Origin of the sequence: Halosimplex marinum, from assembly GCF_051414075.1 — an archaeon.
Taxonomy (GTDB): domain Archaea; phylum Halobacteriota; class Halobacteria; order Halobacteriales; family Haloarculaceae; genus Halosimplex; species Halosimplex marinum.
The window spans coordinates 223,344-243,568 of sequence record NZ_JBLKNY010000004.1 but is presented as its reverse complement, the minus strand read 5'-3'; the positions used below and the strand labels follow the sequence as shown (position 1 = coordinate 243,568).

The window sequence follows — 20,225 nt, the reverse complement described above, 5'->3', positions numbered from 1 at the left end:
TAAGCGCGGTGGCACGGTCGCGCGAACCCGAGGACGACCCGGAGGATGCGTCGCATCTACCGGCTTCTCGCGGTGACTAGGCATAAGCGCGGTGGCACGGTCGCGCGAACCTCGACCTCGGGACTGACACGGCCGCGAGCCCGGCCGGCCGGCCAGTCCTGCGCGTTCCGGACGCCTTTTATCGCCCGGTGGGCTACGGGGGCGTAATGACTCGCATCGACGTGATCGACAACCACGGCCAGTTCACCCACCTGGAGCAGCGCGCGCTCCGGGACATGGGCGTGGACGTGGAACTCGTGGACAACGAGACGCCACCGGAGGAGATCGACGCCGACGGCCTCGTCCTCTCGGGCGGTCCCTCGATCGACCGCATCGGCAACTGCCCCGACTACCTCGACCTCGATATCCCGGTCCTGGGCATCTGCCTCGGCCACCAGGTCATCGCGACGGAACTCGGCGGCGAGGTCGGCGAGGGCGACTACGGCGGCTACGCCGACGTGACCGTCGACGTGCTCGACGACGCGGACCCCCTGATCGGGTCGCTCGCCCCGAACACCCGCGTCTGGGCGAGCCACGCCGACGAGGTCGTGCGCGTCCCCGAGGGCTTCGCGCGCACCGCCGAGAGCGACGTCTGCGGCGTCGAGGCGATGAGCGACACCGACCGCGACCTGTACGGCGTCCAGTGGCACCCCGAGGTCGCCCACACCGAGCGCGGCGAGGAGGTCTTCGAGAACTTCCTCGACATCTGCGAGTAGTCGACCGCGGACAACGGCGGTCAGACGACCACCGACGACCGCCGTCGGGCAACCACGGCCGACCGCCCTCGGACGACTGCGGCCGACCGCCCTCGGACGACTGCGGCCGACCGCCGTCGGGCGACCGCGGACGGCCGCCCTCCTGCGGCGTGTTATTCATCCACGCGACTGCGCGATATCGACCGGCGATCTCGGGGCTTCGGCGCTCGAACGGGCCGCTGACGGGCGTCTGACGGAACTCCCACGTTTGAAGTGATCGTACGGTCATTGGTGGACAAGGTTAGTCATGACGACCACCCAGGGCAACCTCGCGAGCCTCTCGCGGTTCGTCTTCCGCGCGCCCAGCTGGTACTCCAGCGTCGGGTTCGCCCTGCTCATCGCGGCGGTGGCCGGGGTGGCGGCCTTCGACTCCCGGTTCGTCTTCGAGGACGCCTGGGAGGGGCTGTTCTACATCGGCATCCCGACCGTCGCGGCGAGCGTGTTCACGCCGTACGTCGACCGCAAGCTCGGCGGCCAGCTCTCGCGCAACCAGGCGTCGCTGTTGGCGCTTGCCTGCGAGCTCATCACCATCGGCGTGCTGACCGTCGCCGCGGTCGTCGCGGTGGCGACGCCGCTGGGCCAGGAGTTCGTCGTCGACGCCCTGCTGGTCGCGCTGGCGTCGATCTTCGCCCTGCGACTCTTCATCATCATGGCCGTCTCCCGCCAGCGACTGGTCGTCGCGTCGGCGGCCGCCAGCATCCAGACCGTCTCCGCCGCCTTGCTCCTCTTCATCTACAGCGGGACGATGCGATACATGGAGTTCGGCGGCGGCCCGGTCGCCCGCGCCTTTCTCTTCCGGCCCGACGAGGCGCCCCAGCGGATCGCCGAGATGCAGTACATCGACCCAGGGAAGTTCGGCCTGCTGGCGCTCATCTGTCTCGTCTACGCCGGCTGCGTCTGGCTCTTTCTCACCGTCATCGACCAGCCCTGGAAGCGCAGCCTCGGCGTGAGCGTCCTCGATTTCGTCCGCGGGTTCATCGGCCACGTCGCCGAGGGGAGCCGCGAACTGGAGACGTTCTTCGAGGACATCGGCGAGGACGCCATCGTCCCGGTGACCGTGCTCTCGGTCCGCCGGCCCGAGGGCGGCGAGAAGGCGCGGTTCGTCCTCCCGATGCTCCACCCCGGGCCGATGGGCGACATCGGCGGCGGCAACCTCCCCCGTCGGATCGCCGAGCAGGCCGACGGGCTGGCGTTCCCGCCCCACGCCACCGCCGGCCACGACTTCAACCTCGTCACCGAGCGGGAGGTCGACACCGTCATCGACACCGCCGAGACGGCCTACCAGCGCATCGAGTACGGCCCGACCGCCACCGAGTCCGTCCGCGTCGAGTCGGGCGAGGCCACCCTGACCGGCCAGGGGTTCGGCGACGGCGCCTTCCTCGCGTCGACGTTCTCCCCCGAGTTCGCCGACGACGTGGAGTACGCCGTCGGCCTCTCGGCGGTCGCCGAGGCCCGCACCGAGGACCTGGAGGAGGTGATGCTCGCCGACGCCCACAACTGCAACAACGGGCTGGAAGGCGAGGACCTGGGCCACGTCGTCCCCGGCAGCCAGCGCTCGTTCGACATGATCGAGGGCGCCGGGGAGGTCGGCGCCCGACTGGCCGCCGCGACCCGCAAGCCCTTCCGCTGTGGCGTCGCCTGGGACGAGACCGACTGGGAGCCCGAGGAGGGCATCGGCCCGCTGGGTATCCGCGTGGCGGTGTTCGAAGTGGACGACCAGCAGACCGCCTACGTGTTCGTCGACGGCAACAACATGGTTCCGGGACTGCGCGAGCGGATCGTCGACGCCGTCGACGCCGTCGACCGCGTCGAGGTGCTTACCACCGACACCCACGTCGTCAACACGATGGAAGCGGAGAATCAGGTCGGCGACGCCCTGCCCGAGTCCGAGATCGCCGCGGCCATCGAAGAACTGGTCGCCGAGGCGAAGGCCGACCTCGAACCCGTCGAGGCGGGCATGGAGACCGAGAACGCGGAGGTGACCGTCTTCGGCAACGACCGCACGGAGATGCTCGCCTCGACGGCCAACGCCGCCGTCTCCATGGGCGCGCCGCTGGCCGGCGCCATCATCACTGCCGCCCTCTCGGTGTCGGCGCTCATCTTCCTCGTCGCGCGGCTGTGAGCGGCGACTGGCTACCGCTCCGGGCGGCCGACCCGCCGCCCGCGAGACCGAAACGCCGAACACGGAGCTATCCGTAGCGCACGCCGTGAGCCGCTCGCTGACAGACGTCGCGCCGGCCGTCCTCGTCCCGGCGGCGTGGGCGCTGACCCTCGCCGCCCACGTCTCGCCGGCCGTCTCCCGCCACGTCCTGCTCGTCGGGCTCGCGGTGATGACCGTCCTGCTCGGTGCGTTCGCCGTCGTCGCCCGCGGGGAGATGACCGGGCCCGTCCTGGCCGTCTGGGAGGGAGTGATCGTCCTCGGCTTCGTCATCACGCTGGTCGGCGCCGTCGACCTGGCGGTCACGCCGGGCACCGACCCCGTGCTCCCGGTGACGCTGTACGGCTGGATGGTGATCCCCGCGCTGGCCTACGTGGCGACCGCCGCCGAGGTGGAGCCGCCGTTCAACCGGGTCTACCTCGCCGGCGCCATCCTCGCGCTGGCCGGCACCGCCACCTACGCGCTGGCCGGCTCCGACGTGGACGCCGCCGTCGGGATCGCCGCCGTCGGCGTCGGTCAGACCGCCGGCATCGTCACCGCGGTCTACCAGAACCCCGGGACCGGCGACTGACCGCCCGACGAACCGCCGGCGGACCCCGGTCACGTGACTCCGATCGATGACCCGGCCGTGAGCGGCCGCTACGCGGTCGGAACCCTGAGAAGGACGCGGAAGCGCCCCTCGACTCGGAGCGAGAGCGATACGACGCCCTCGCGCACGTGAGTCGGTGAGAAACGCCGAGGAGGAGATTTGAACTCCTGAGTCCTTGCGGAGACCTGCTCTCGAAGCAGGCGCCTTGGCCAGGCTAGGCTACCTCGGCTCACTCCCCGCTACACGCAGGGCGACTTTATCGGTTACGATCCGTCCCGTCGGTGTCGGGGAGATCGGGGGACATCGGGCCGCCGACGACCTCCGGATCGCGGTCGACCCGTCGACGGACAGCGGGCGACCTGGACGGCAGACCCAACGCCTAACTTGTCGGCGCGCTCACGGGACTCCATGGACGTAAGCGAAGCGAGCGCGGAGTGCGACCGGGTCCTCGACGAGATCGGTTCGGCCGTCATCGCCGACCGGGAGTTCCTCGAGACCGTCCTCTTGGGATTCGTCGGCCGCGGCCACGTCCTCATGGAGGACGTGCCGGGGACCGGGAAGACGCTCACCGCTCGCAGCATGGCTACCGCCCTGGGCCTGGAGTTCTCGCGCGTGCAGTTCACGCCCGACCTCCTGCCCGCCGACATCACCGGCACCCACGTGTTCAACGAGCGCGAGCGCGAGTTCGAGTTCAACGAGGGGCCGCTCTTCGCCAACGTCGTCCTCGCGGACGAGATCAACCGCGCGCCCCCCAAGACGCAGTCCGCCCTGCTGGAGGCGATGGAGGAGGAGCAGGTCACCGTCGACGGCGACACCTACGAGCTGCCCTCCCCGTTCTTCGTCCTCGCCACGCAGAACCCCGTCGAGATGGAGGGCACCTTCGAACTTCCCGAGGCGCAGGTCGACCGATTCCTCGTCAAGAGCTCCATCGGCTACCCCGACGAGGCCGGCGAGGAGGAACTGCTCCACCGCCGGCTGGGCCGCAGCGAGCAGAGCCCGTCGGTCTCGCCGGTGCTCGACCAGGATCTGGTCACCGACCTCCGCGACGCCCCCGAGTCGGTCCGGGTCGACGACGACCTGGTGACCTACGTCTCGGCCATCGCCCGCGCGACCCGCGAGGACCGCCGCGTCGAGGTGGGCGTCTCCCCGCGCGGGACCCAGCGCCTGCTGGAGGCGACCCGCGCCCGCGCCGCCATGGTCGGCCGCGAGTACGTCACCCCCGACGACGTCAAGCGGGTCGCCCAGCCGGTGCTCGCCCACCGCGTCGTCCTCACGCCCGACGCCCGCGTCGACGAAGTCCAGAAGTCCGCCGTCGTCGACGCCGTCCTCGACGAGGTCCCCGTCCCGACGGTCTGACCCAAACCAGTCACAGGCTCTCGTCCTCGTCGCCCGGCTCCTGCCCGTCCGAGTCGCGGTCCGAGTAGCGCTGGCGCCCGACCGACTCGGCGGGCATCATGTTGAGTATCCCCTGGCGGAGCTCCGCCTCGGACTCGAACGACTGGTCGCCCGCGCCCGCGAACAGGTCCCGGATGGCGATGGGGTCGGCGCTGGTGCGCTCGATCTCCCGGTCGCCGTGCTCGTCGACGACCGCCCCGGCCGTCACCGGGTAGTCGAGACCCTCGAAGACCGATTCGATCGACCCGAACTCGACCCCCTGCTCGTGGTCCTCGTCGCTGTCGTCCTCGGCCATATCCCCTCTTGGGCCGGGCCGCGCAACTGCCTTGCCCTTGCAAATGAGCGGGGGCGAGTCCGCCGGCCGGGGACTCAAAACGACGCGTTCGCGAAGGCGGTCTCGAAGGCGACGTAGGCCACGCCAGCGACGACCAGAACGGCGGCCCACAGCGGACCGTACCAGTGGACCAGCCCGCCGAGCGCCGCCAGGAGGGCAACCCCCGCGAGCGCCGCGACGACCGCCGGGCGAGTAGCGAGTTCCATGCTGTCAGTCGAGTGGTTGGTCCGGAGGCCTCGAAACCTTTGTGGTGGCCCGAGCCGCGACCGCGGTGGCTCCCGCATCAGGGTTCCAGCGCGTAGAGTAACAGCGCGCTGCCGACCAGCAGGAAGACGAGGACGCCGGGCGTGAGCGTCGCGGTCGAGAGCAGGAAGACGGCCAGGGCGATCCCGCCGGCCAGCAGCGTCGTCAGCGCCGCGCCGCCGAGGTGGACGAGCACCGACCGCTGGACCGGGGCCTCGCGACCCAGGTGTTCGGCGAGGCCGACGACGTGCTCGGCGGTCGTCCAGGTGACGACGGTCGCTGCGGTGACGAGCAGGAGGACCGCCGGCGGGGCGCCGCGGGCGCCGGCGACGAGGACGCCGGCGAAAATCAGGCCGCTCCCGGCGGTCACGAGTCCGCGCGAGGCGCGGTCGGTCCCGAAGCCGACGACGGCGAGACCGACAGCCGCGACGGCGAACGCGGCGAGGTTGACCGCCAGGCCGAGGACGGCGACGACGCCCGGCGCGAGCGCGAGCCACACCGACTCGCGGGCGGGGCAGCGGACGACGCTCACGCCGACCACCGCCGCTGGGCGGCGTCGATGGCGGTCTCCAGCGGCTCGTCGGGGTCCCAGTCGACGACGCGGACGCCCGCCCGTCGCAGCCGGGAGATCCGCATCGCCCGCTCGACGGTCGCCAGCCGCTGGCCCGTCGAGGCCCGGGCGGTCACGTCGGGGCTGACGACCGTGACCGGGTACCCGCGGGCGTGTAGCTGGCGGACGATGTCGACGGCGTCGTCGTCACACAGCGGCGAGCAGAGCACGAGCTGGGCGTCGCTGGGGAGCTCCCGCCGGAGTCGGCGCTCCGCGAACTCGCCGTAGAAGGCCCCCTCCGGCCGGTTGCCGTCGAAGGCGGGGTGGCGTTCGAGCAGGCTCCGGGCGCGGGCGGCCTGCGTGGCGCCGCCGCGGGGTTCGAGCCAGCACCGCTCCGGCGAGAGGGCGGCCAGCCCGACGGAGTCGCCGGCCGCAATCAGCGACGCGACGACCACGTCGGCGGCCGCGATGCCGTGGTCGACGGCGGAGGGGGCGTCGACCCGCGGGGCGACGTACGCCTCCGCGCGGGCGTCGACGAGGACGACCACCGTCGCGGCGTGCTCCTCGCGGAAGAGGAGGGTGGCGAACTCGCCGGTCCGGGCGACGCGGTTCCAGTCGATCCGCGAGAGGGGGTCGCCCCGCTGGTACTCCCGGACGGAGTGGAGTTCGACGCCGCTACCGCCGGTGTCGGTGACGACGCGTCCGACCCGGCGGGCGGTCTGGGGGTGGACGGGGATCTGCTCGTCTGCGCTCAGCTCCAGCGCGGTCGAGAGGACCGTCTCCGCCTCGCTCGGGACGTACCGCTCGCGCTCCAGCGCGCCGCTGAAGTCGCGGACGATGGCGTGGACGGGGTCGAACGGGTGGTCGCCGCGCACCGCCTCGACGGTGTAGGAGAACGCGACCGTCTCGCCGGGCCGCAGGGCGGTGGCGAACCGCGGCGACCCCTCGACCACGCGGACGGCCGACGGGACGCCGTCGACGAGCCGCAGGTCGGGTAGCAGTTCGTCGCTCCCGTTGGTGACGCGGACGGTCACGGTGACCGCCTCGCCGGGCGCGGGGTCGGCCGCCGAGAGCTCGCGCTCGACGGCCAGGTCGACCGGCGGCGGCGAGGAGAGGTAGACGTAGCCGGCGGCGCCGACGACGGTCGCCGCGGCGACCATCAGCGACGGCGGCACCGCCGAGTGGCCGGCCCAGATGCCGACGCCGACGGCGAGCAGGCCCAGCCCCGTCAGCCCCGTCCAGCGGTTCGTCCGCCGGTCGACCTGGCGGCGCTGGCGGTCGGTCGTCCGGACCGTGGCGGGGCGGTCGGCCCGCGGGTCGGCCGGGTCGGGCCAGTCGTCGGGGTCCAGCCCGGGCGCGAGCGCGGCGAGTTCGACCAGCACGCGGTCGATGTCGGTCGCGAGCTTCGGGCGGCGGCCGACCAGCGACCGGACCTGGTCGCCGGTCGCGGAGAGCGTCGACCCCTCCGAGAGGAAGTCGGCGGCGACGGGGTCGTCGGTCCAGGTCCCCGCGGCGACCCGCTCGCGGGCCTCGCGCTCGGGGACGCGCTCGGCTCCGGCGTAGACGGAGGCGGCCGCCCGCCGGAGCCGCTCGGTCACGTCGCGGCGGGCGTCCACGCGCCGTCGGCTCCGCCCGTGGATCGCGCCGGCGAGCGTGTCGTCGAACTCGGTGCCGGGGACGGTGACGGACTCGCGGTACTCCACGTCGGCCGTCGCCGCGGTCTCGTAGTCGGTGAACAGCCGCCGGACCAGCACGACCCCGCCCGTCAGGACCGCGGAGAGGGAGATCCCCGCTACGACCGCGTTCCCGAACGGGAGCGCCGGGACCACGTCGAGGCCGACGACCGCGGCCAGCCCCGCGAGGACGACGACCAGCCCGACCGCCGTCCTGACCGGGTTGTCCCGCACCGACGGCGCCGCGAAGTCGATGTCGCCGGTGACGCCCGTGTCGACCGCCGCCATCGTCTCCCGCATCGCCTGGCCCTGCTGGAGCCGCTGGTCGGTGACGCTCCCGGGGTCCCGGTCCACGTCGTCGGGACTCACGGCCGATCACCCGCGTCGTCGACCGCGTCCGCGTCGTCGGCCCCGGTGTCGGCCGCGTCCGTCCCGTCGGCCTCCGCGCCGGTCGCGTCCGCCTCTCCCCCCGGCTCCTCGCCCGCGGGCGACCCGCCGTCGGCTTCGGCGTCGGCGGTCGCGGCGACCGAGTCGGCGTCGACATCCGCGTGTGCGGCCTGGATCGCCCGCAGCGTCTCGACGGCTCGCCGTTCGTGGTCGGCGGTGACGGGTTCGGAGCCGTAGCGGACCCGCTCGAAGAGGTCGGTCAGCTCGCTGACGCGGTCGGCGTCCATCCCGGCCCCGGTCGCGGCGGCGGCGAACTCGCCGGGCGTGCTCGTCGCGGGGTCGGCCACGTCGAGCGCCCCCGTCATCTCGACCCAGGCCTCGTAGACGGCGTTCTCGGCGTCGCCCGAGTGGTCGTCGATGCGCTCGGCCGCGCGGGCCGCCGCGGCGCCCACGGCCTCCCGGTCGGGCGCGTCGGGTTCGGCCGGCGGCGCCGGGTCGACCGACGCGTCGACGCTGGCGCTGGCGTAGTAGATCAGCCCCAGCGCGGCGACCAGTGCGAACCCGACGACGCCGAACGTCACCAGCGACGGCAGGTCCCGCGCGTTGTCGGCCGCGCTCTCGTCAGCGCTTCCCATGTCGCCGCCACCCCCCAGCGGGCTGCCGCTCACGTTCGGGAGCGACTGGCCCATCGAGGACCCGTCGAACGTCCCGGAGAGGAACAGATACAGCCCCAGCAGTACGACGAACGCCACGACGGCGGCGGCGACGCCGAGCGCGTTGGCGCGCCCCACCAGCAACGCTGCCGGGACCGCGAGGATCACCGCCGCCGCGATCAGCCCCGCCACCCACTCGCCGGGGAGCCCCGGCGCGTCGGGCGCGCTCCCGTTCGTGGGCGTCTGCTGACCCAGCGGGTCGTCGGTGGCCCCGACAGATTCGCCCTCCCCCGCGCCGCGCTGGTTGCTCGACGTGGCCGAGAGCGTCGACGCCGTCAGCGCCAGCGCGACGACACACAACACCACCACCGCCGCCGCGGCGAGCCGGTCTGCCATTTCCTGACTACTCAGTCAGCGGGAACTTAAGACTCCCGTCACGTCTCCCGGCCGGTCGGTTCGGTGTGCGAGTTGAGTAGTGGTTTCTGGTCGATCTGGTGTGGAAGGAAGCGAGATGAATGTGACGGCACTCGATGGCGAGCGGTGAAAGCCCTCGGCGCGCTCGCGGTCGCTGACCGGGATATCCGCGCTCTCCGCACCGCCCGCGCGGATAGTGCCCGCTCAGGCGACCAGGCAAGCGCGAGCGCGCCTCGCCCTTTCAGTCCACCAGGGACCGCACCGCCCCGCACAGCACCGCAGACGGCCACATACCTCCCCAGCCGATTCGCTCCTGCCGTCGCTCATCCCTCGCGCGACTGTTTCGAGCGGCCCGCCAGGAGGCGGGCACGCTCGACAGCGCACGCCGACCCCACCGCAACCGCTCACCGCAACAGCTACCGCCTGTACTGACCACTGCCGCCTCGGTGACTGATATTTACCAACTTCGACTGTCAACTCCCGACCACCGATGAACCGAGCGACACCGATCGAGGCTCACGAGCGGCGCGACTGAGTGGTCCGCGCGTACGGGCGCGCTCGGCAGGCTGTTCGCGGCGTTGGCGCTGACGTTCCTGTTGTACCTGCCCTTCAGCACGCGGTTGTTGCCGGCCGTCCGGCCGGTGGCACCGCTGGAACCGAGATCCCGAGCGGAGTGGGCGCGCCTGTTCGGATTCGACGTGGTCCAGCCGTACGCCTTCCAGTTCCTCGACTTCCTCGTCTCGCGGCTGACGAGCGCGCTGGTCGCCGGGCCGTTCGTCGTCGCCGGTGTCGTGACGCTGGTCCTGGTCGCTCGCAGTCGTCGGGCCTGACGAACGCAACCGATTTCCTGGGGCCGTGCCAACCCCGGATATGAGCCTGGCCGACCGGGAGTGGCGGCTGATCGCCGAGGAGTCCCGCCCGGGGCCGCTGCAGATGGCGCTGGACGAGACGGCCGCCGAAACCGCCGCCGAGGAGGGGATCCGCACCCTCCGGGTCTACCGCTGGGAGCCCAGCACGCTCTCGCTGGGCTACCATCAGGACCCCGCGACGGTCGACTGGGAGCACTGCGAGCGCGAGGGGGTCACGGTCACCCGCCGGCCGACCGGCGGCGGCGCCATCTACCACGACGCCGTCGGCGACATCTCCTACTCCGTCGTCGCGCCGGCCGAGGAACTCCCCGGCGATCTGTTGGACTCCTACGAACTGCTCTGCGAGCCGCTGTTCGACGCCCTCGACGGGATGGGCGTCGACGCGCACTTCGCCGACGAGGAGCGGCCGGCAGTGTACGAGCCGGCGTGTTACCTCCGGGCGCTGCACCCCGCTCACGACGTGGTCGCCGGCGACGGCCGGAAGATCTCGGGCAACGCCCAGTACCGCCGGAAGGACGCGGTCGTCCAGCACGGCTCGATCACGTTCGCGCGGAGGACCGACCGCCACCTGAACTGCTTCGCCGACCCCGACGCCACCGCCGCCGAGTTCGACGAGCGCGTCACGAGCGTCCGCGAGCAGACCGGGATCGACAGGGACGAGGCCGTCGCGCAACTGGAGGGGGCGCTCCGGTCGTGGGCCGATGCCCACGAGGGCACGTGGGCGGGCGCGGAACTGTCGCGGGCGCGAGAGCGCGCGAGCGAGAAATACGAGACCGACGGGTGGACGCGGGACGGCGACGACCCGCTGTGAGAGTAGGGGTGTTGGTGCGGTCGAGGCGGTCTACGCGTCGAAGCCGTCTTCGAACCGGAAGGTGCCGTCCCGCTGGACGACTTCGCCGTCGACCTCGATGTACGAATCCTCGCTCATGTCGACGATCATGTCGGTGTGGACGGCGGACTCGTTGGCCTCGGCGTCGCCGTCGTCGGGGACGTTCTCGGGGATGGCGCGACCGAGCGCCATGTGGACGGTGTCGCCCATCTTCTCGTCGAACAGCATGTTGTAGGTGAACCGGTCGATGTCGCGGTTCATCCCGATGCCCAGCTCGCCGACGCGCTTCGCGCCGGGGTCGGTGTCGAGCATCGCGGCGAGCACGTCCTCGTTCTTGGCGGCCGACGAGTCGACGACCTCGCCGTTCTCGAAGACGAGGCGCACGTCCTCGACCTCCCGTCCCTGGGCCATCAGGGGCTTGTCGAAGAGCACCTCGCCCTCGACGGAGTCGGGGACGGGCGCGGTGAACACCTCGCCGCCGGGGAGGTTCTTCTCGGCGTAGTCGTTGACGGGGTTCATCCCCGCGACGGACATGGTCACGTCGGTCGTGTCGCCGGAGACGATCCGGACCTCGTCGGCGCCGTCGAGGATCTCGACCATGTTGGCCTGGAACTCGCGTTGCTCGTCCCAGTCTTTGGTGACGGCGTCGTAGACGAACGCCTCGTAGGCCGCAGTGGACATCTCGGCCGCCTGGGCGTTGCCGGGCGCGGGGTGCTGGGTGATGACCCGGCGCTTGTCGGCGACCGCGTCGAACAGCGGTTCCATGATCTTCGCGTAGGCGGCGTTTTTCTCCGGGGACACGTCGCTGGTCTCGTGGGTGTTGCGCGCCCCCCGGACCGTGACCATCGCGTCGACCGAGTCGACCATCGCCTCCACGACGCCCGGGACCTCGTCGTAGTCGTCGGGGTCCATCGCGCGCATGAACGCCCGCCGGGCGCGGCTGTTGCCGCCGAAGGAGATGCTGTAGGCGCCGCGCTCTCCGATCCGTTCCGACAGGGCCACGACCAGGTCCTCGGCCGCCGGAGGCGCCGAGATCAACACCTCGTCGCCGGCCCGCAGGTCGATCGAGTGGTCGACGATCACGTCGGCGTGGTCTTCGACTCGGGGATCCATACCCACCGGGTCGACCGCCGGACTGTTAATGGTTCCCTGACGCGCCGTTCTGCAAGCGAACCGACACGCCGGGGGCGGCCGGGGGTCGTTCCCCCCGATGTTGAGGGCGGCGACCCAACCGCGGCGAGCGCCTACGGCGAGACGATGGAAATCGCAGACGACATCGCCGCGGAGATCGGCGACACGCCGCTCGTGTGGCTGGACTCGTTCGCCGACAACCTCGCGGGCAAGGTCGAGTCGTTCAACCCCGCCAGCTCGGTGAAAGACCGCATCGGCGCCGCCATGCTCAACCGCGCCGAGCGGATGGGCCACCTCGACGACACCTCCCTGGTGGTCGAAGCGACCTCCGGCAACACCGGCATCGGGCTGGCGATGGCCTGCGCCGCCCGCGGCTACGACCTCGTGCTCACGATGCCGGAGTCGATGAGCGAGGAGCGCCGGGCCCTGCTCTCCGCACTCGGCGCCGAGGTCGTCCTCACCCCCGCCGACGGCGGGATGGACGGCGCCATCGAGGCCGCCGACGCCATCGCCGACGAGCGCGACGGCGTCGTCGCCAGCCAGTTCGAGAACATCGCCAACCCCGAGGCTCACCGCTCGACGACCGGCCCCGAAATCTGGGCCGATACGGACGGCGAGGTCGATGTCTTCGTCGCCGGTGTCGGCACCGGCGGCACGATCACCGGCGTCTCCGAGTACCTCAAGGAGGAGCGGGGTGCCGACGTGGACAGCGTCGCCGTCGAACCGGCCGACTCGCCGGTCCTCTCGGGCGGCGAGCCCGGGTCGCACTCCATCCAGGGCATCGGCGCGGGCTTCGTCCCCGAGATCCTGCGGACCGAACTCCTGGACGAGGTCCGCGCCGTCGAACACGAGCGGGCGGTCGAGACGACGCGCAAGCTCGCCCGCGAAGAGGGCGTCCTGACGGGCGTCTCCGCCGGCGCCGCCCTGGCCGCGGCCGCCGAGGTCGCCCGCGAGCGCCCCGACGACCTAGTGGTCGTCGTCCTCCCCGACACCGGCGAGCGTTACCTCTCGACGGATCTCTTCGAACCCGCGAACGTCAGCCACTGGGAAGCCGGCGAGTCCGGCGAACCCGCACCCGCCGACGACTGAATCCCGACCACTGACCTTCCTTTCTGGCGCGCGCTGGAGCGCGCTTTCATGCGCGCGACGGAACCGCGCGAGGGATGAGCATCGCAGGCCGGAGGCCGAGAAGCGCAATCGGCTGGGGAGGTGTGTGGTTGTCTGCGGTCGCGGTGCTGTTCCTGGTGGACTGAACGGGCGAGGCGCGCTCGCGTGCAGTTCAGTCGCCTGAGCGGGTACTATCCGCGCGGGCGGTGCCGAGAGCGCGGATATCCCGCTCAGCGACCGCGAGAGCGAGGCGCGACCGCAGGGAGCGCCTCGGCTACGCGAACGGCGAACGAAGTGAGCCGTGAGCGAGCGCGCCGAGGGCGTTCATCGTCTGCTGTCTCCAGCGGTCGCAGTCATCGTTACGGACCGAGGGCGTTCATCGCTCAGCCATCCTCGCAGTCGAACCCACTCCGCCGGGATCGGGAACGACTACACGGGGAACCCGGTCAGTATCGACTACACTCGGCCGACGGTCACGAAGAAGGGGACCGTCTCGGTGCGGACGTACTCCTCGTCGCTCATCTGGTCGACCACGTCGCGGCCCATCGCGCGCCACGCCGCGCGCAGGTCGTCGTACTCCCCCTCGGTGGTCTCCCCGGAGAGGATCGTCTCGCGGTCGTCGGCCAGCCCCTCGCCGGTGACCTTCCGGCGGGCGGCCTCGACGGCTCCCTCGGAGTAGGGGGGCGCCACCACCCGCTCGTGGTCGTACCGCCGCGTCGAGACGATGTCGAGCCCGGCTTCCTCGAACACGTCGCGGGCGCCCGCACCGAGGGTCACGTCCGTCTCGACGCCGTCCAGAAACCGCTCTCGGGCGCGGCGGGCCAGCGGCGGCTCGGCGTCGACCGTCGAGTCGACGCTGACGGCGCCGTTGTCCGGTTCGACCGCCGCGACCAGGTCCGAGGAGACGCGGGCGAACTCCTCGACCGCGCCGACGGGGTCGGGCAGGTTGATGAGCAGCGCCTGGCAGACCACCAGGTCGACGGCGTCCGCGATGAAGGGCAGGCGCGTCGCGTCGGCCTGGACGACGGGGGCGACCTCGCTCGCGGCGGCGAGCAGCCGCGGGTCGGCGTCGGCGCCGATCACCTCGGCGCCGCTCTCCTCCGCGAGGACGCGCGTGAGTTCGCCCGTCCCGCAGCCCACGTCGAGGATACGCTCGCGGCCGTCGAGGTCGAGATCAGCGAGGGCCTCGCGGGAGTCGGCCCACATCCCCTCGCGGGTCGTCTCCAGGTAGTCGGCGCTGAACTCTCGCACTGAGGGACGGATGGGCGGCCCGACGGCAAATGCCCGTCGGTCTGCGTGGTGAGGTACGGAGTGATACTGCGGTCGTGCGAGTTGAGTGGTTGTTTCTGTCGAACGTGGCGTGAAATGAAGTCCCGCGAAGACGACCGCAGGAGACTGCGGGCGGTGAAAGCCTTCGGTACGCTCACTCTCAACCATCGGTACCGCTACCAACAACGGGCGGTGAAAGCCCTCGGCACGCTCGCGGTCGCTGAGCGGGATATTCTCGGTCGTTGCACTCCCTTGAATAGTGCCCGCTCAGGCGACTACACAAGCGCGAGCGCGCCTCGCCCTTTCAGTCCGCCAGGAGACCACGACCGCACAGCACCGTAGAGGACCACGAGCCTCCCCAGCCGATTCGCTCGTTCGCGTCGCTCACTCGCTCATCCCTCGCACGATGCTGTCGCGCGACGAGACGCGCGACAGCGCGCGCCACGTCGGCTGTTCCATAGCCGTCACCTGTACTGAACACGCTCGTCGGTTCGACCCGTCACCCGGTGTCGGCCGGGTCGCCGTCGGCGTCGTCCGCTCCGGCCCCCTCCGAGTCGCTCGGCGGTGGTCCGTGCCCGCCGCCGCCGGGGGTTTCGACGGTGACGGTCGTCCCGGCCGACACCTCCCAGGTGACCTTCGGGGCGACGCGTTCGCCGTCGATGCGGTTGACGCCCGGTTCGCCGTCTTCGCCGCCGGCGATGCCCCGGGGCGCGTGCCGGCGGCGTTCGGTCAGCAGTGAGACGGTCGCGTCGGTCTCGACCCGCACCGTGCGGACGAGGCCGTCGCCGCCGCGATATCGGCCGTCGCCGCCGCTGCCCTCGCGGAGCGCGTAGCGCTCGACGCGGAGCGGGTAGGCCGCTTCGAGCGCCTCGACGGGCGTGTTCAGCGTGTTCGTCATCCCGACCTGGACGCCCGAGAGGCCGTCACTCCCTGGATTGGCCCCCGCGCCGCCGCCGACGGTCTCGTAGTAGGCGAAGCCGGCGTCGCCGACGACGAGGTTGTTCATCGTCCCCTGTCCGCCCGCGGGCACGCGGTCGGGCGCCGCCTCCGCCAGCGCTGCGAAGACCACGTCGGTCACCCGCTGGCTCGTCTCGACGTTCCCGCCGACCACCGCCGCCGGCGGCTCGGGGTTCAACAGCGATCCGTCCGGCGCGTCGACCGTGACCGGCTCGTAACAGCCCTGGTTCGGCGGTATCTCGGAGTCCGTAATACACCTGATCACGAAGTATACGGCGCTCTTGGCGACGGTGAGGGGGGCGTTGACGTTGCCGGCGACCTGGTCTGCGGTGCCGGCGAAGTCCACGTCGACGGTCGCGCCGTCGACGGCGACCGCGACTTCGACGGGGATGTCGTCGTCGGTGACGCCGTCGCCCTCCATGGCGTCGGCCGCGCGGTAGGTGCCGTCCGGGAGTTCGCGGAGTTCCGCCTCGACGCGCTCGCGGGAGTAGTCGATCACGGCGTCGAAGGCGGCGAGCAGGCGGTCGCCGTGGTCGTCGAGGAGGTCGCCGATCCGCACCTCGGCGCGCTCGTTAGCGGCGATCTGCGCCCGCAGGTCCGCCCGGCGCTCGTCGGGGTTGCGGACGTTGGCGAGCAGGAGCGACTCGACCTCCTCGCGGATCTCGCCGCGCTCGACCAGTCGGACCGGCGGGATGCGGAGCCCCTCCTGGTGGATGTCTCGCGCACCGGCCGGCATACTCCCCGGCGCCATCCCCCCTACGTCGGCGTGGTGGGCCCGCGAGACCGCGTAGCCGAGGATCTCGGGGTCGTCCGAGTCGGTGGTGTCGTCGGAGTCGGGATCCCGCCCGGGCGCGATCGGCGAGACGAGCGTCACGTCGGGGAGGTGCGTGCCCCCCTCGAAGGGGTCGTTCAGCGCGAACACGTCCCCCGGTTGCGGATCCCGATCGAGGACGGCGTCGACGGCCTCGGGCATCGCGCCGAGGTGGACCGGGATGTGTTCAGCCTGGGCTATCATGCGTCCGTCGGCGTCGAAGACCGCCGTCGAGCAGTCCCGGCGCTCGGTGATGTTCGGCGAGTAGGCGCCGCGGATGAGTGTCTGGCCCATCTCCTCTGCGACGCTCTCAAGCTGGTTCCGCAGGATCTCGAGTTCGACCGGGTCGAGGTCTACCATCCGTCGTCGCCTCCTTCGGTGTCGTATCGGTGGGTGGTGTGTCGGTTGGTGGCGTGAGCGGCTGCGAGCCGGCCGACGGGAACGAGTGCTGAAATCCCCCGCCCGCTCCGGTCCCGGGGCTCGCTGCGCGCCTCGCCTCGCTTCGCTCGGCTGCGGTGCTTGCGTCGCCCGGGTTCCCGGAGCGAGCGGCCCCTTTCAGTCCACCCGACACGACCGCACCGACACCGCGAACCACGGGCCTCCCCAGCCGATTCGCTCGCTCGCCCCGCTCGCTCGCTCATCCCTCGCGCGGTTCCGTCGCGCGCACGAGAGCGCGCGACAGCGCACGCCGGACGGGAAGTCACACTGTAGTTCATTTTTCGCCCGCCTCCAGCACGAGCGTCCCCCGTTCGTCGGCGCGGGCGGTCCACTGCGGCGGGAGGACGACCGTGCTCTCGCCGCCGGCGAAGACGGCCGGTCCCTCCACGGACACGTCGACCGGGACGCGGGCGCGGTCGTAGACCGGCGCGCGGTAGAACCCCGACTCGAAGAAGGCGTCGCGCTTCCCGAGTAGCGGGTCGCCCTCGGGCTCGTACGCGAGGTCCGGCGGGTCCCCCGAGACCGTCGCGGTGACCCGGCAGGTCACCAGGTCGACCGGCTCGTCCATGCGGTAGCCGCGGGCGCGCTCGTGTGCGTCGTGGAACCGCTCGCGGACCGTCGCCGCGTCGAACGGCTCGGGCGCGTCGACCGCGAGTTCGAAGCTCTGTCCCTCGTAGCGGCACTCGGCCTCCCGCTCGACTGTGGCGGCTTCGGGCTCGCTGGCGTCCCCGAGGGCGTCCGCCGCCAGCCCCTCGAACACCGACTCGACCGCCTCGGGGTCGGCGTCGGCGAGGCCGGTCCGGTAGGTCCGGGTCGCGTCGTGGCGCTCGTCGGCGGCCAGCAGTCCCAGCGCCGAGAGGACCCCGTTGCCGGGCGGGACGAGCACCGTCCCGATCCCCAGCCGGTCGGCCAGCGTCGCGGCGTGCATCGGGCCCGCGCCGCCGAACGCCGCGAGCGCGAACTCCCTGGGGTCGTGGCCGCGCTCGACGGTGACGCCGCGGATGGCGCGGGCCATCGTCGCGTTGGCCACCCGGTAGACCCCCTTGGCGGCGTCGATCACGGTGTCGAGGCCGGCCTCCTCGGCCAGTTCCTCCATGACCTCCTCCGCGCGGTCGGCGTCGATGTCGAGCCCCTCGCCGAGCGTCGTGTCCGCGCCGAGATACCCCAGTACCACGGCCGCGTCGGTGACGGTCGGCTCGTCGCCGCCCTTCCCGTAGCAGGCCGGGCCGGGCTCGGCGCCCGCGGACTCGGGCCCGACCCGGAGCGCGCCGCCCTCGTCGACGCGGGCGATCGACCCGCCGCCGGCGCCGACAGTGTGTACGTCGACCATCGGCACGCCGACGGGGTGGCCCCCGATCTCCGCGTCGGTCGTCCGCTCGGCGCGGCCGTCGCGGACGAGGGTCACGTCCGAGGACGTGCCGCCCATGTCGAAGGTGACGAGCCCGGCGTCCCCGTCCCGCTCGAACCGCGCGGCGCCGACGACGCCCGCCGCCGGCCCCGACAACAGCGTCGTGACCGCGCGCTCGCGGACCGTCTCGGCGTCGGCGATCCCGCCGTTCGAGCCCATCACTCGCACCGCCGGTAGCCCCAGGTCCGCCGCCCGCTCGTCGAGCCGCGCGAGGTAGTCGTCGACGACCGGCGTCACGTAGGCGTCGGCGACGGTCGTCGCCGTCCGCTCGTACTCGCGGAACGCGGCGAGCACCTCGTGGCTGGCCGACACCGGGACCGAGAGTTCCTCCCGGAGGATCTCGGCCGCCCGCCGCTCGTTGTCGGGGTGTGCGTAGGCGTGGAGGAACGCGACCGCCACGCTCTCGCAGTTCCCGTCGAGCGCGTCCGCGACGGCCCGGACTTCCTCGGGGTCGACGGCCCGCTCGATCCCCTCCGCGGTCGCCCGCTCGTCCACCTCGAAGCGGCGCCCGGCCGGGACGAGCGGCGCGGGTTTCTCCGCCGAGAGGTCGTACAGCGCCGGGCGGTCCTGGCGACCGATCTCGACCGCGTCGGCGAACCCCGCGGTCGTCACGAGCGCCGTCTCGGCGCCCGCCCCTTCGAGCACGGCGTTGACGGCGGCGGTGGTGGCGTGGCGGAATCCGACGACCGCCTCCGGGTCGACGCCGGCGGCGTCGCAGGCCGCCTCGATCCCGGCGACGACCCCGCGGGACTGGTCGTCGGTCGTCGGCGCCTTCGCGGTCGTCAACTCGCCGTCGACCACCAGCGCCACGTCGGTGAAGGTGCCGCCCACGTCGACGCCCAGGCGGGCGTCGCGGGCGTCGGCGGCGTCGGCTGCGTCCATACCGGACCCTGCGGCGGCGCGCCGATAAGCCTGCCCCGTCGCCGCCGCGCGTGGACGCGCGTCCACCGCGGGCGGCGACGGACCGGCGGTCACCGCGTCGAGCGCGCCCCCGGAACTGCCGTGCGTAGGTTTTTGCGGGTCGAATCCCGAGTGGCGAGCGTGCACCGACGTACCGTCGTCGTCGCGCTGGTGGTCGTCCTCTCCGGCTGCAACGCCTTCGGCGGCTCCACGGGGGAGGCGCCCGGTCCGGAGACGGCGACGCTGACGCCCGCGGAGGTCCCGACCGCCGAGTCGCTGCGGACGCCGACGCCGACGCCGACGGAGTGTCTCGCCCCGCGGGTCGCGAGCGCCGAGCGGACGCCGCCGCCGACGCCGGCGACGCCCGCTCCCCTCCCGACGACCAACGGGACCCTCACCGGTCCCGACCTCGTGGCCAGCCACGGGGCGGCGCTGGACAACTACAGCTTCGCTCTCCGGATGGACGGCACGCAAGTGCGGGCCACCCCCGGCGCCGGCGCGTTCACCTACGAGGGGGTCACGCTGGGCTTCCGGTCGGTCCGCGTGTTCGCGGTCGCCGGGACCGTCTACCGGCTCCGTCAGGTCGACGACGGCGTCGCCGTCGACCGCCAGCCGTACGACTCTGACTCGCCGGAGTCGTCGTGGTACCGCGACGCGTTGACCGGCGTGAACTGGCTCGACGACCGGATCGGCTCGTACGACTACACGCGGGTCGGCACGCGCACCTGGAACGGCACCGAGGTGCGCGTCTTCGAGGAGGCCCGCGACATCGAGATCCTCGTGGGCTCGGGGGAAGCGATGACCGTCGAGTCCACCGTCCTGGTCGACCGCCGCGGGGTCGTCCGCCACGTCCGCCACGAGCGGACGATCCAGCGGGACACCATCGGAGGGATCGTCAACACCACCGAGATCGAGACGTTCACCGTCACCGAGGTCGGCGGCGTCGCCGTCCGCCGCCCCGACGCGTTCTGCGTCCCCGGGTCCGAGGTCGTCACCGCCACCGCCCCGGGCGCGAACCTGACCGACGCTGCCACCGACCAGTCGCCCACTGCCACCGCGACCGGTCGAACCCCAGCCGGCACTGCCGCGACCGACTCGCCCCCGAGCGCCACCGCGACCGCGAGGACTCCCGGCAGCACCGACACCGCTGCGCCCGACGGTCCCCGGGCCACGTCGACGGCCGCCGGAACGGAGAGCGAGAACGCGTCGGGGTAGCGAACCGGAGTCACACACCGGAGTCGCGCGTCGGAGGGGCGCGGAGCCGTCCCGGGCCACGGCCCGGGCGTCGACGCGCCCGGTGGCAGTTTCAGGGCGGC

The 20,225-nt window shown here is 72.3% G+C and carries 17 protein-coding genes and 1 tRNA gene; 8 read left to right on the top strand and 10 right to left on the bottom strand.

From position 1 onward, the window contains the following. Window positions 1-206 precede the first annotated feature (206 nt). The 3 genes from ACMGFI_RS09420 (at window position 207) to ACMGFI_RS09410 (ending at window position 3,523) form a co-directional block, all read left to right on the top strand. The gene (locus ACMGFI_RS09420) at window positions 207-755 is read left to right on the top strand and encodes a GMP synthase subunit A (protein WP_436909185.1); all 549 of its coding nucleotides are present in this window, start codon (window positions 207-209) and stop codon (window positions 753-755) included. A gap of 286 nt (window positions 756-1,041) precedes the next feature. Continuing rightward, window positions 1,042-2,916, top strand: a complete 1,875-nt coding sequence (locus tag ACMGFI_RS09415) for a DUF2070 family protein (RefSeq protein WP_436909183.1) — start codon at window positions 1,042-1,044, stop codon at window positions 2,914-2,916. An 85-nt stretch (window positions 2,917-3,001) separates the two neighbouring features. Next, complete coding sequence (locus ACMGFI_RS09410) at window positions 3,002-3,523, top strand: hypothetical protein (protein ID WP_436909182.1); 522 nt, start codon at window positions 3,002-3,004, stop codon at window positions 3,521-3,523. 162 nt (window positions 3,524-3,685) lie between these two features. Here ACMGFI_RS09410 and ACMGFI_RS09405 read toward each other — a convergent pair. Then, a tRNA-Ser gene (locus ACMGFI_RS09405) sits at window positions 3,686-3,770 on the bottom strand. A gap of 179 nt (window positions 3,771-3,949) precedes the next feature. Here ACMGFI_RS09405 and ACMGFI_RS09400 point away from each other — a divergent pair. Beyond that, the gene (locus ACMGFI_RS09400; protein WP_436909181.1) at window positions 3,950-4,897 is read left to right on the top strand and encodes an AAA family ATPase; all 948 of its coding nucleotides are present in this window, start codon (window positions 3,950-3,952) and stop codon (window positions 4,895-4,897) included. A gap of 10 nt (window positions 4,898-4,907) precedes the next feature. Here the strand turns inward: ACMGFI_RS09400 and ACMGFI_RS09395 are convergent, their stop codons facing one another. From ACMGFI_RS09395 to ACMGFI_RS09375, 5 genes are all read right to left on the bottom strand, one after another. Then, entirely contained in the window at window positions 4,908-5,231 is a 324-nt protein-coding gene (locus tag ACMGFI_RS09395; RefSeq protein WP_436909180.1) for a DUF5789 family protein, read from the bottom strand. Between the two features lie 74 nt (window positions 5,232-5,305). Continuing rightward, the gene (locus ACMGFI_RS09390) at window positions 5,306-5,476 is read right to left on the bottom strand and encodes a hypothetical protein (protein ID WP_436909179.1); all 171 of its coding nucleotides are present in this window, start codon (window positions 5,474-5,476) and stop codon (window positions 5,306-5,308) included. Between the two features lie 77 nt (window positions 5,477-5,553). Continuing rightward, complete coding sequence (locus tag ACMGFI_RS09385; RefSeq protein ID WP_436909178.1) at window positions 5,554-6,045, bottom strand: DUF7519 family protein; 492 nt, start codon at window positions 6,043-6,045, stop codon at window positions 5,554-5,556. Continuing rightward, window positions 6,042-8,105 (bottom strand): DUF7269 family protein, encoded by a 2,064-nt coding sequence (locus tag ACMGFI_RS09380; protein WP_436909177.1) that lies wholly within the window; start codon window positions 8,103-8,105, stop codon window positions 6,042-6,044. The genes ACMGFI_RS09385 and ACMGFI_RS09380 overlap by 4 nt, the downstream gene beginning before the upstream one ends. Further along, window positions 8,102-9,172 carry a DUF4129 domain-containing protein gene (locus ACMGFI_RS09375; RefSeq protein ID WP_436909176.1) on the bottom strand — a complete coding sequence of 357 codons (1,071 nt, stop codon included), beginning with the start codon at window positions 9,170-9,172 and terminating at the stop codon, window positions 8,102-8,104. Before ACMGFI_RS09375 ends, ACMGFI_RS09380 begins: the two co-directional genes overlap by 4 nt. 614 nt (window positions 9,173-9,786) lie before the next feature. Between ACMGFI_RS09375 and ACMGFI_RS09370 the strand changes: the two genes are divergently transcribed. Further along, the gene (locus tag ACMGFI_RS09370; RefSeq protein WP_436909175.1) at window positions 9,787-10,020 is read left to right on the top strand and encodes a hypothetical protein; all 234 of its coding nucleotides are present in this window, start codon (window positions 9,787-9,789) and stop codon (window positions 10,018-10,020) included. Window positions 10,021-10,060: 40 nt separating this feature from the next. Next, window positions 10,061-10,870, top strand: coding sequence for a lipoate--protein ligase family protein (locus tag ACMGFI_RS09365; protein ID WP_436909173.1), 810 nt, complete (start codon window positions 10,061-10,063; stop codon window positions 10,868-10,870). A 30-nt stretch (window positions 10,871-10,900) separates the two neighbouring features. Here the strand turns inward: ACMGFI_RS09365 and ACMGFI_RS09360 are convergent, their stop codons facing one another. Further along, window positions 10,901-12,001, bottom strand: a complete 1,101-nt coding sequence (locus ACMGFI_RS09360) for an aminopeptidase (protein ID WP_436909172.1) — start codon at window positions 11,999-12,001, stop codon at window positions 10,901-10,903. A gap of 144 nt (window positions 12,002-12,145) precedes the next feature. On the opposite strand from ACMGFI_RS09360, the gene cysK reads away from it, so the two are divergent. Next, window positions 12,146-13,108, top strand: a complete 963-nt coding sequence (gene cysK, locus ACMGFI_RS09355) for a cysteine synthase A (RefSeq protein ID WP_436909171.1) — start codon at window positions 12,146-12,148, stop codon at window positions 13,106-13,108. A gap of 474 nt (window positions 13,109-13,582) precedes the next feature. On the opposite strand, the gene ACMGFI_RS09350 is transcribed toward cysK, so the two are convergent. The 3 genes from ACMGFI_RS09350 to ACMGFI_RS09340 form a co-directional block, all read right to left on the bottom strand. Beyond that, entirely contained in the window at window positions 13,583-14,377 is a 795-nt protein-coding gene (locus ACMGFI_RS09350; RefSeq protein WP_436909170.1) for a class I SAM-dependent methyltransferase, read from the bottom strand. A 517-nt stretch (window positions 14,378-14,894) separates the two neighbouring features. Further along, window positions 14,895-16,523: a hydantoinase B/oxoprolinase family protein gene (locus ACMGFI_RS09345; RefSeq protein WP_436909169.1), complete on the bottom strand. Its 1,629-nt coding sequence runs from the start codon at window positions 16,521-16,523 to the stop codon at window positions 14,895-14,897. Window positions 16,524-16,875: 352 nt separating this feature from the next. Then, window positions 16,876-18,891: a hydantoinase/oxoprolinase family protein gene (locus ACMGFI_RS09340; RefSeq protein WP_436909168.1), complete on the bottom strand. Its 2,016-nt coding sequence runs from the start codon at window positions 18,889-18,891 to the stop codon at window positions 16,876-16,878. A gap of 159 nt (window positions 18,892-19,050) precedes the next feature. Between ACMGFI_RS09340 and ACMGFI_RS09335 the strand changes: the two genes are divergently transcribed. After that, entirely contained in the window at window positions 19,051-20,124 is a 1,074-nt protein-coding gene (locus ACMGFI_RS09335; protein WP_436909167.1) for an RAD23 family protein, read from the top strand. Window positions 20,125-20,225: the final 101 nt, after the last annotated feature.

What these genes read in the sequence shown, in the direction of transcription:
- ACMGFI_RS09420 (WP_436909185.1), top strand. Translation starts at nt 207, where the DNA reads ATGACTCGCATCGACGTGATCGACAACCACGGCCAGTTCACCCACCTG.
- ACMGFI_RS09415 (WP_436909183.1), top strand. Translation starts at nt 1,042, where the DNA reads ATGACGACCACCCAGGGCAACCTCGCGAGCCTCTCGCGGTTCGTCTTC.
- ACMGFI_RS09400 (WP_436909181.1), top strand. Translation starts at nt 3,950, where the DNA reads ATGGACGTAAGCGAAGCGAGCGCGGAGTGCGACCGGGTCCTCGACGAG.
- ACMGFI_RS09395 (WP_436909180.1), bottom strand. Translation starts at nt 5,231, where the DNA reads ATGGCCGAGGACGACAGCGACGAGGACCACGAGCAGGGGGTCGAGTTC.
- ACMGFI_RS09390 (WP_436909179.1), bottom strand. Translation starts at nt 5,476, where the DNA reads ATGGAACTCGCTACTCGCCCGGCGGTCGTCGCGGCGCTCGCGGGGGTT.
- ACMGFI_RS09375 (WP_436909176.1), bottom strand. Translation starts at nt 9,172, where the DNA reads ATGGCAGACCGGCTCGCCGCGGCGGCGGTGGTGGTGTTGTGTGTCGTC.
- ACMGFI_RS09365 (WP_436909173.1), top strand. Translation starts at nt 10,061, where the DNA reads ATGAGCCTGGCCGACCGGGAGTGGCGGCTGATCGCCGAGGAGTCCCGC.
- ACMGFI_RS09360 (WP_436909172.1), bottom strand. Translation starts at nt 12,001, where the DNA reads ATGGATCCCCGAGTCGAAGACCACGCCGACGTGATCGTCGACCACTCG.
- cysK (WP_436909171.1), top strand. Translation starts at nt 12,146, where the DNA reads ATGGAAATCGCAGACGACATCGCCGCGGAGATCGGCGACACGCCGCTC.
- ACMGFI_RS09345 (WP_436909169.1), bottom strand. Translation starts at nt 16,523, where the DNA reads ATGGTAGACCTCGACCCGGTCGAACTCGAGATCCTGCGGAACCAGCTT.
- ACMGFI_RS09340 (WP_436909168.1), bottom strand. Translation starts at nt 18,891, where the DNA reads ATGGACGCAGCCGACGCCGCCGACGCCCGCGACGCCCGCCTGGGCGTC.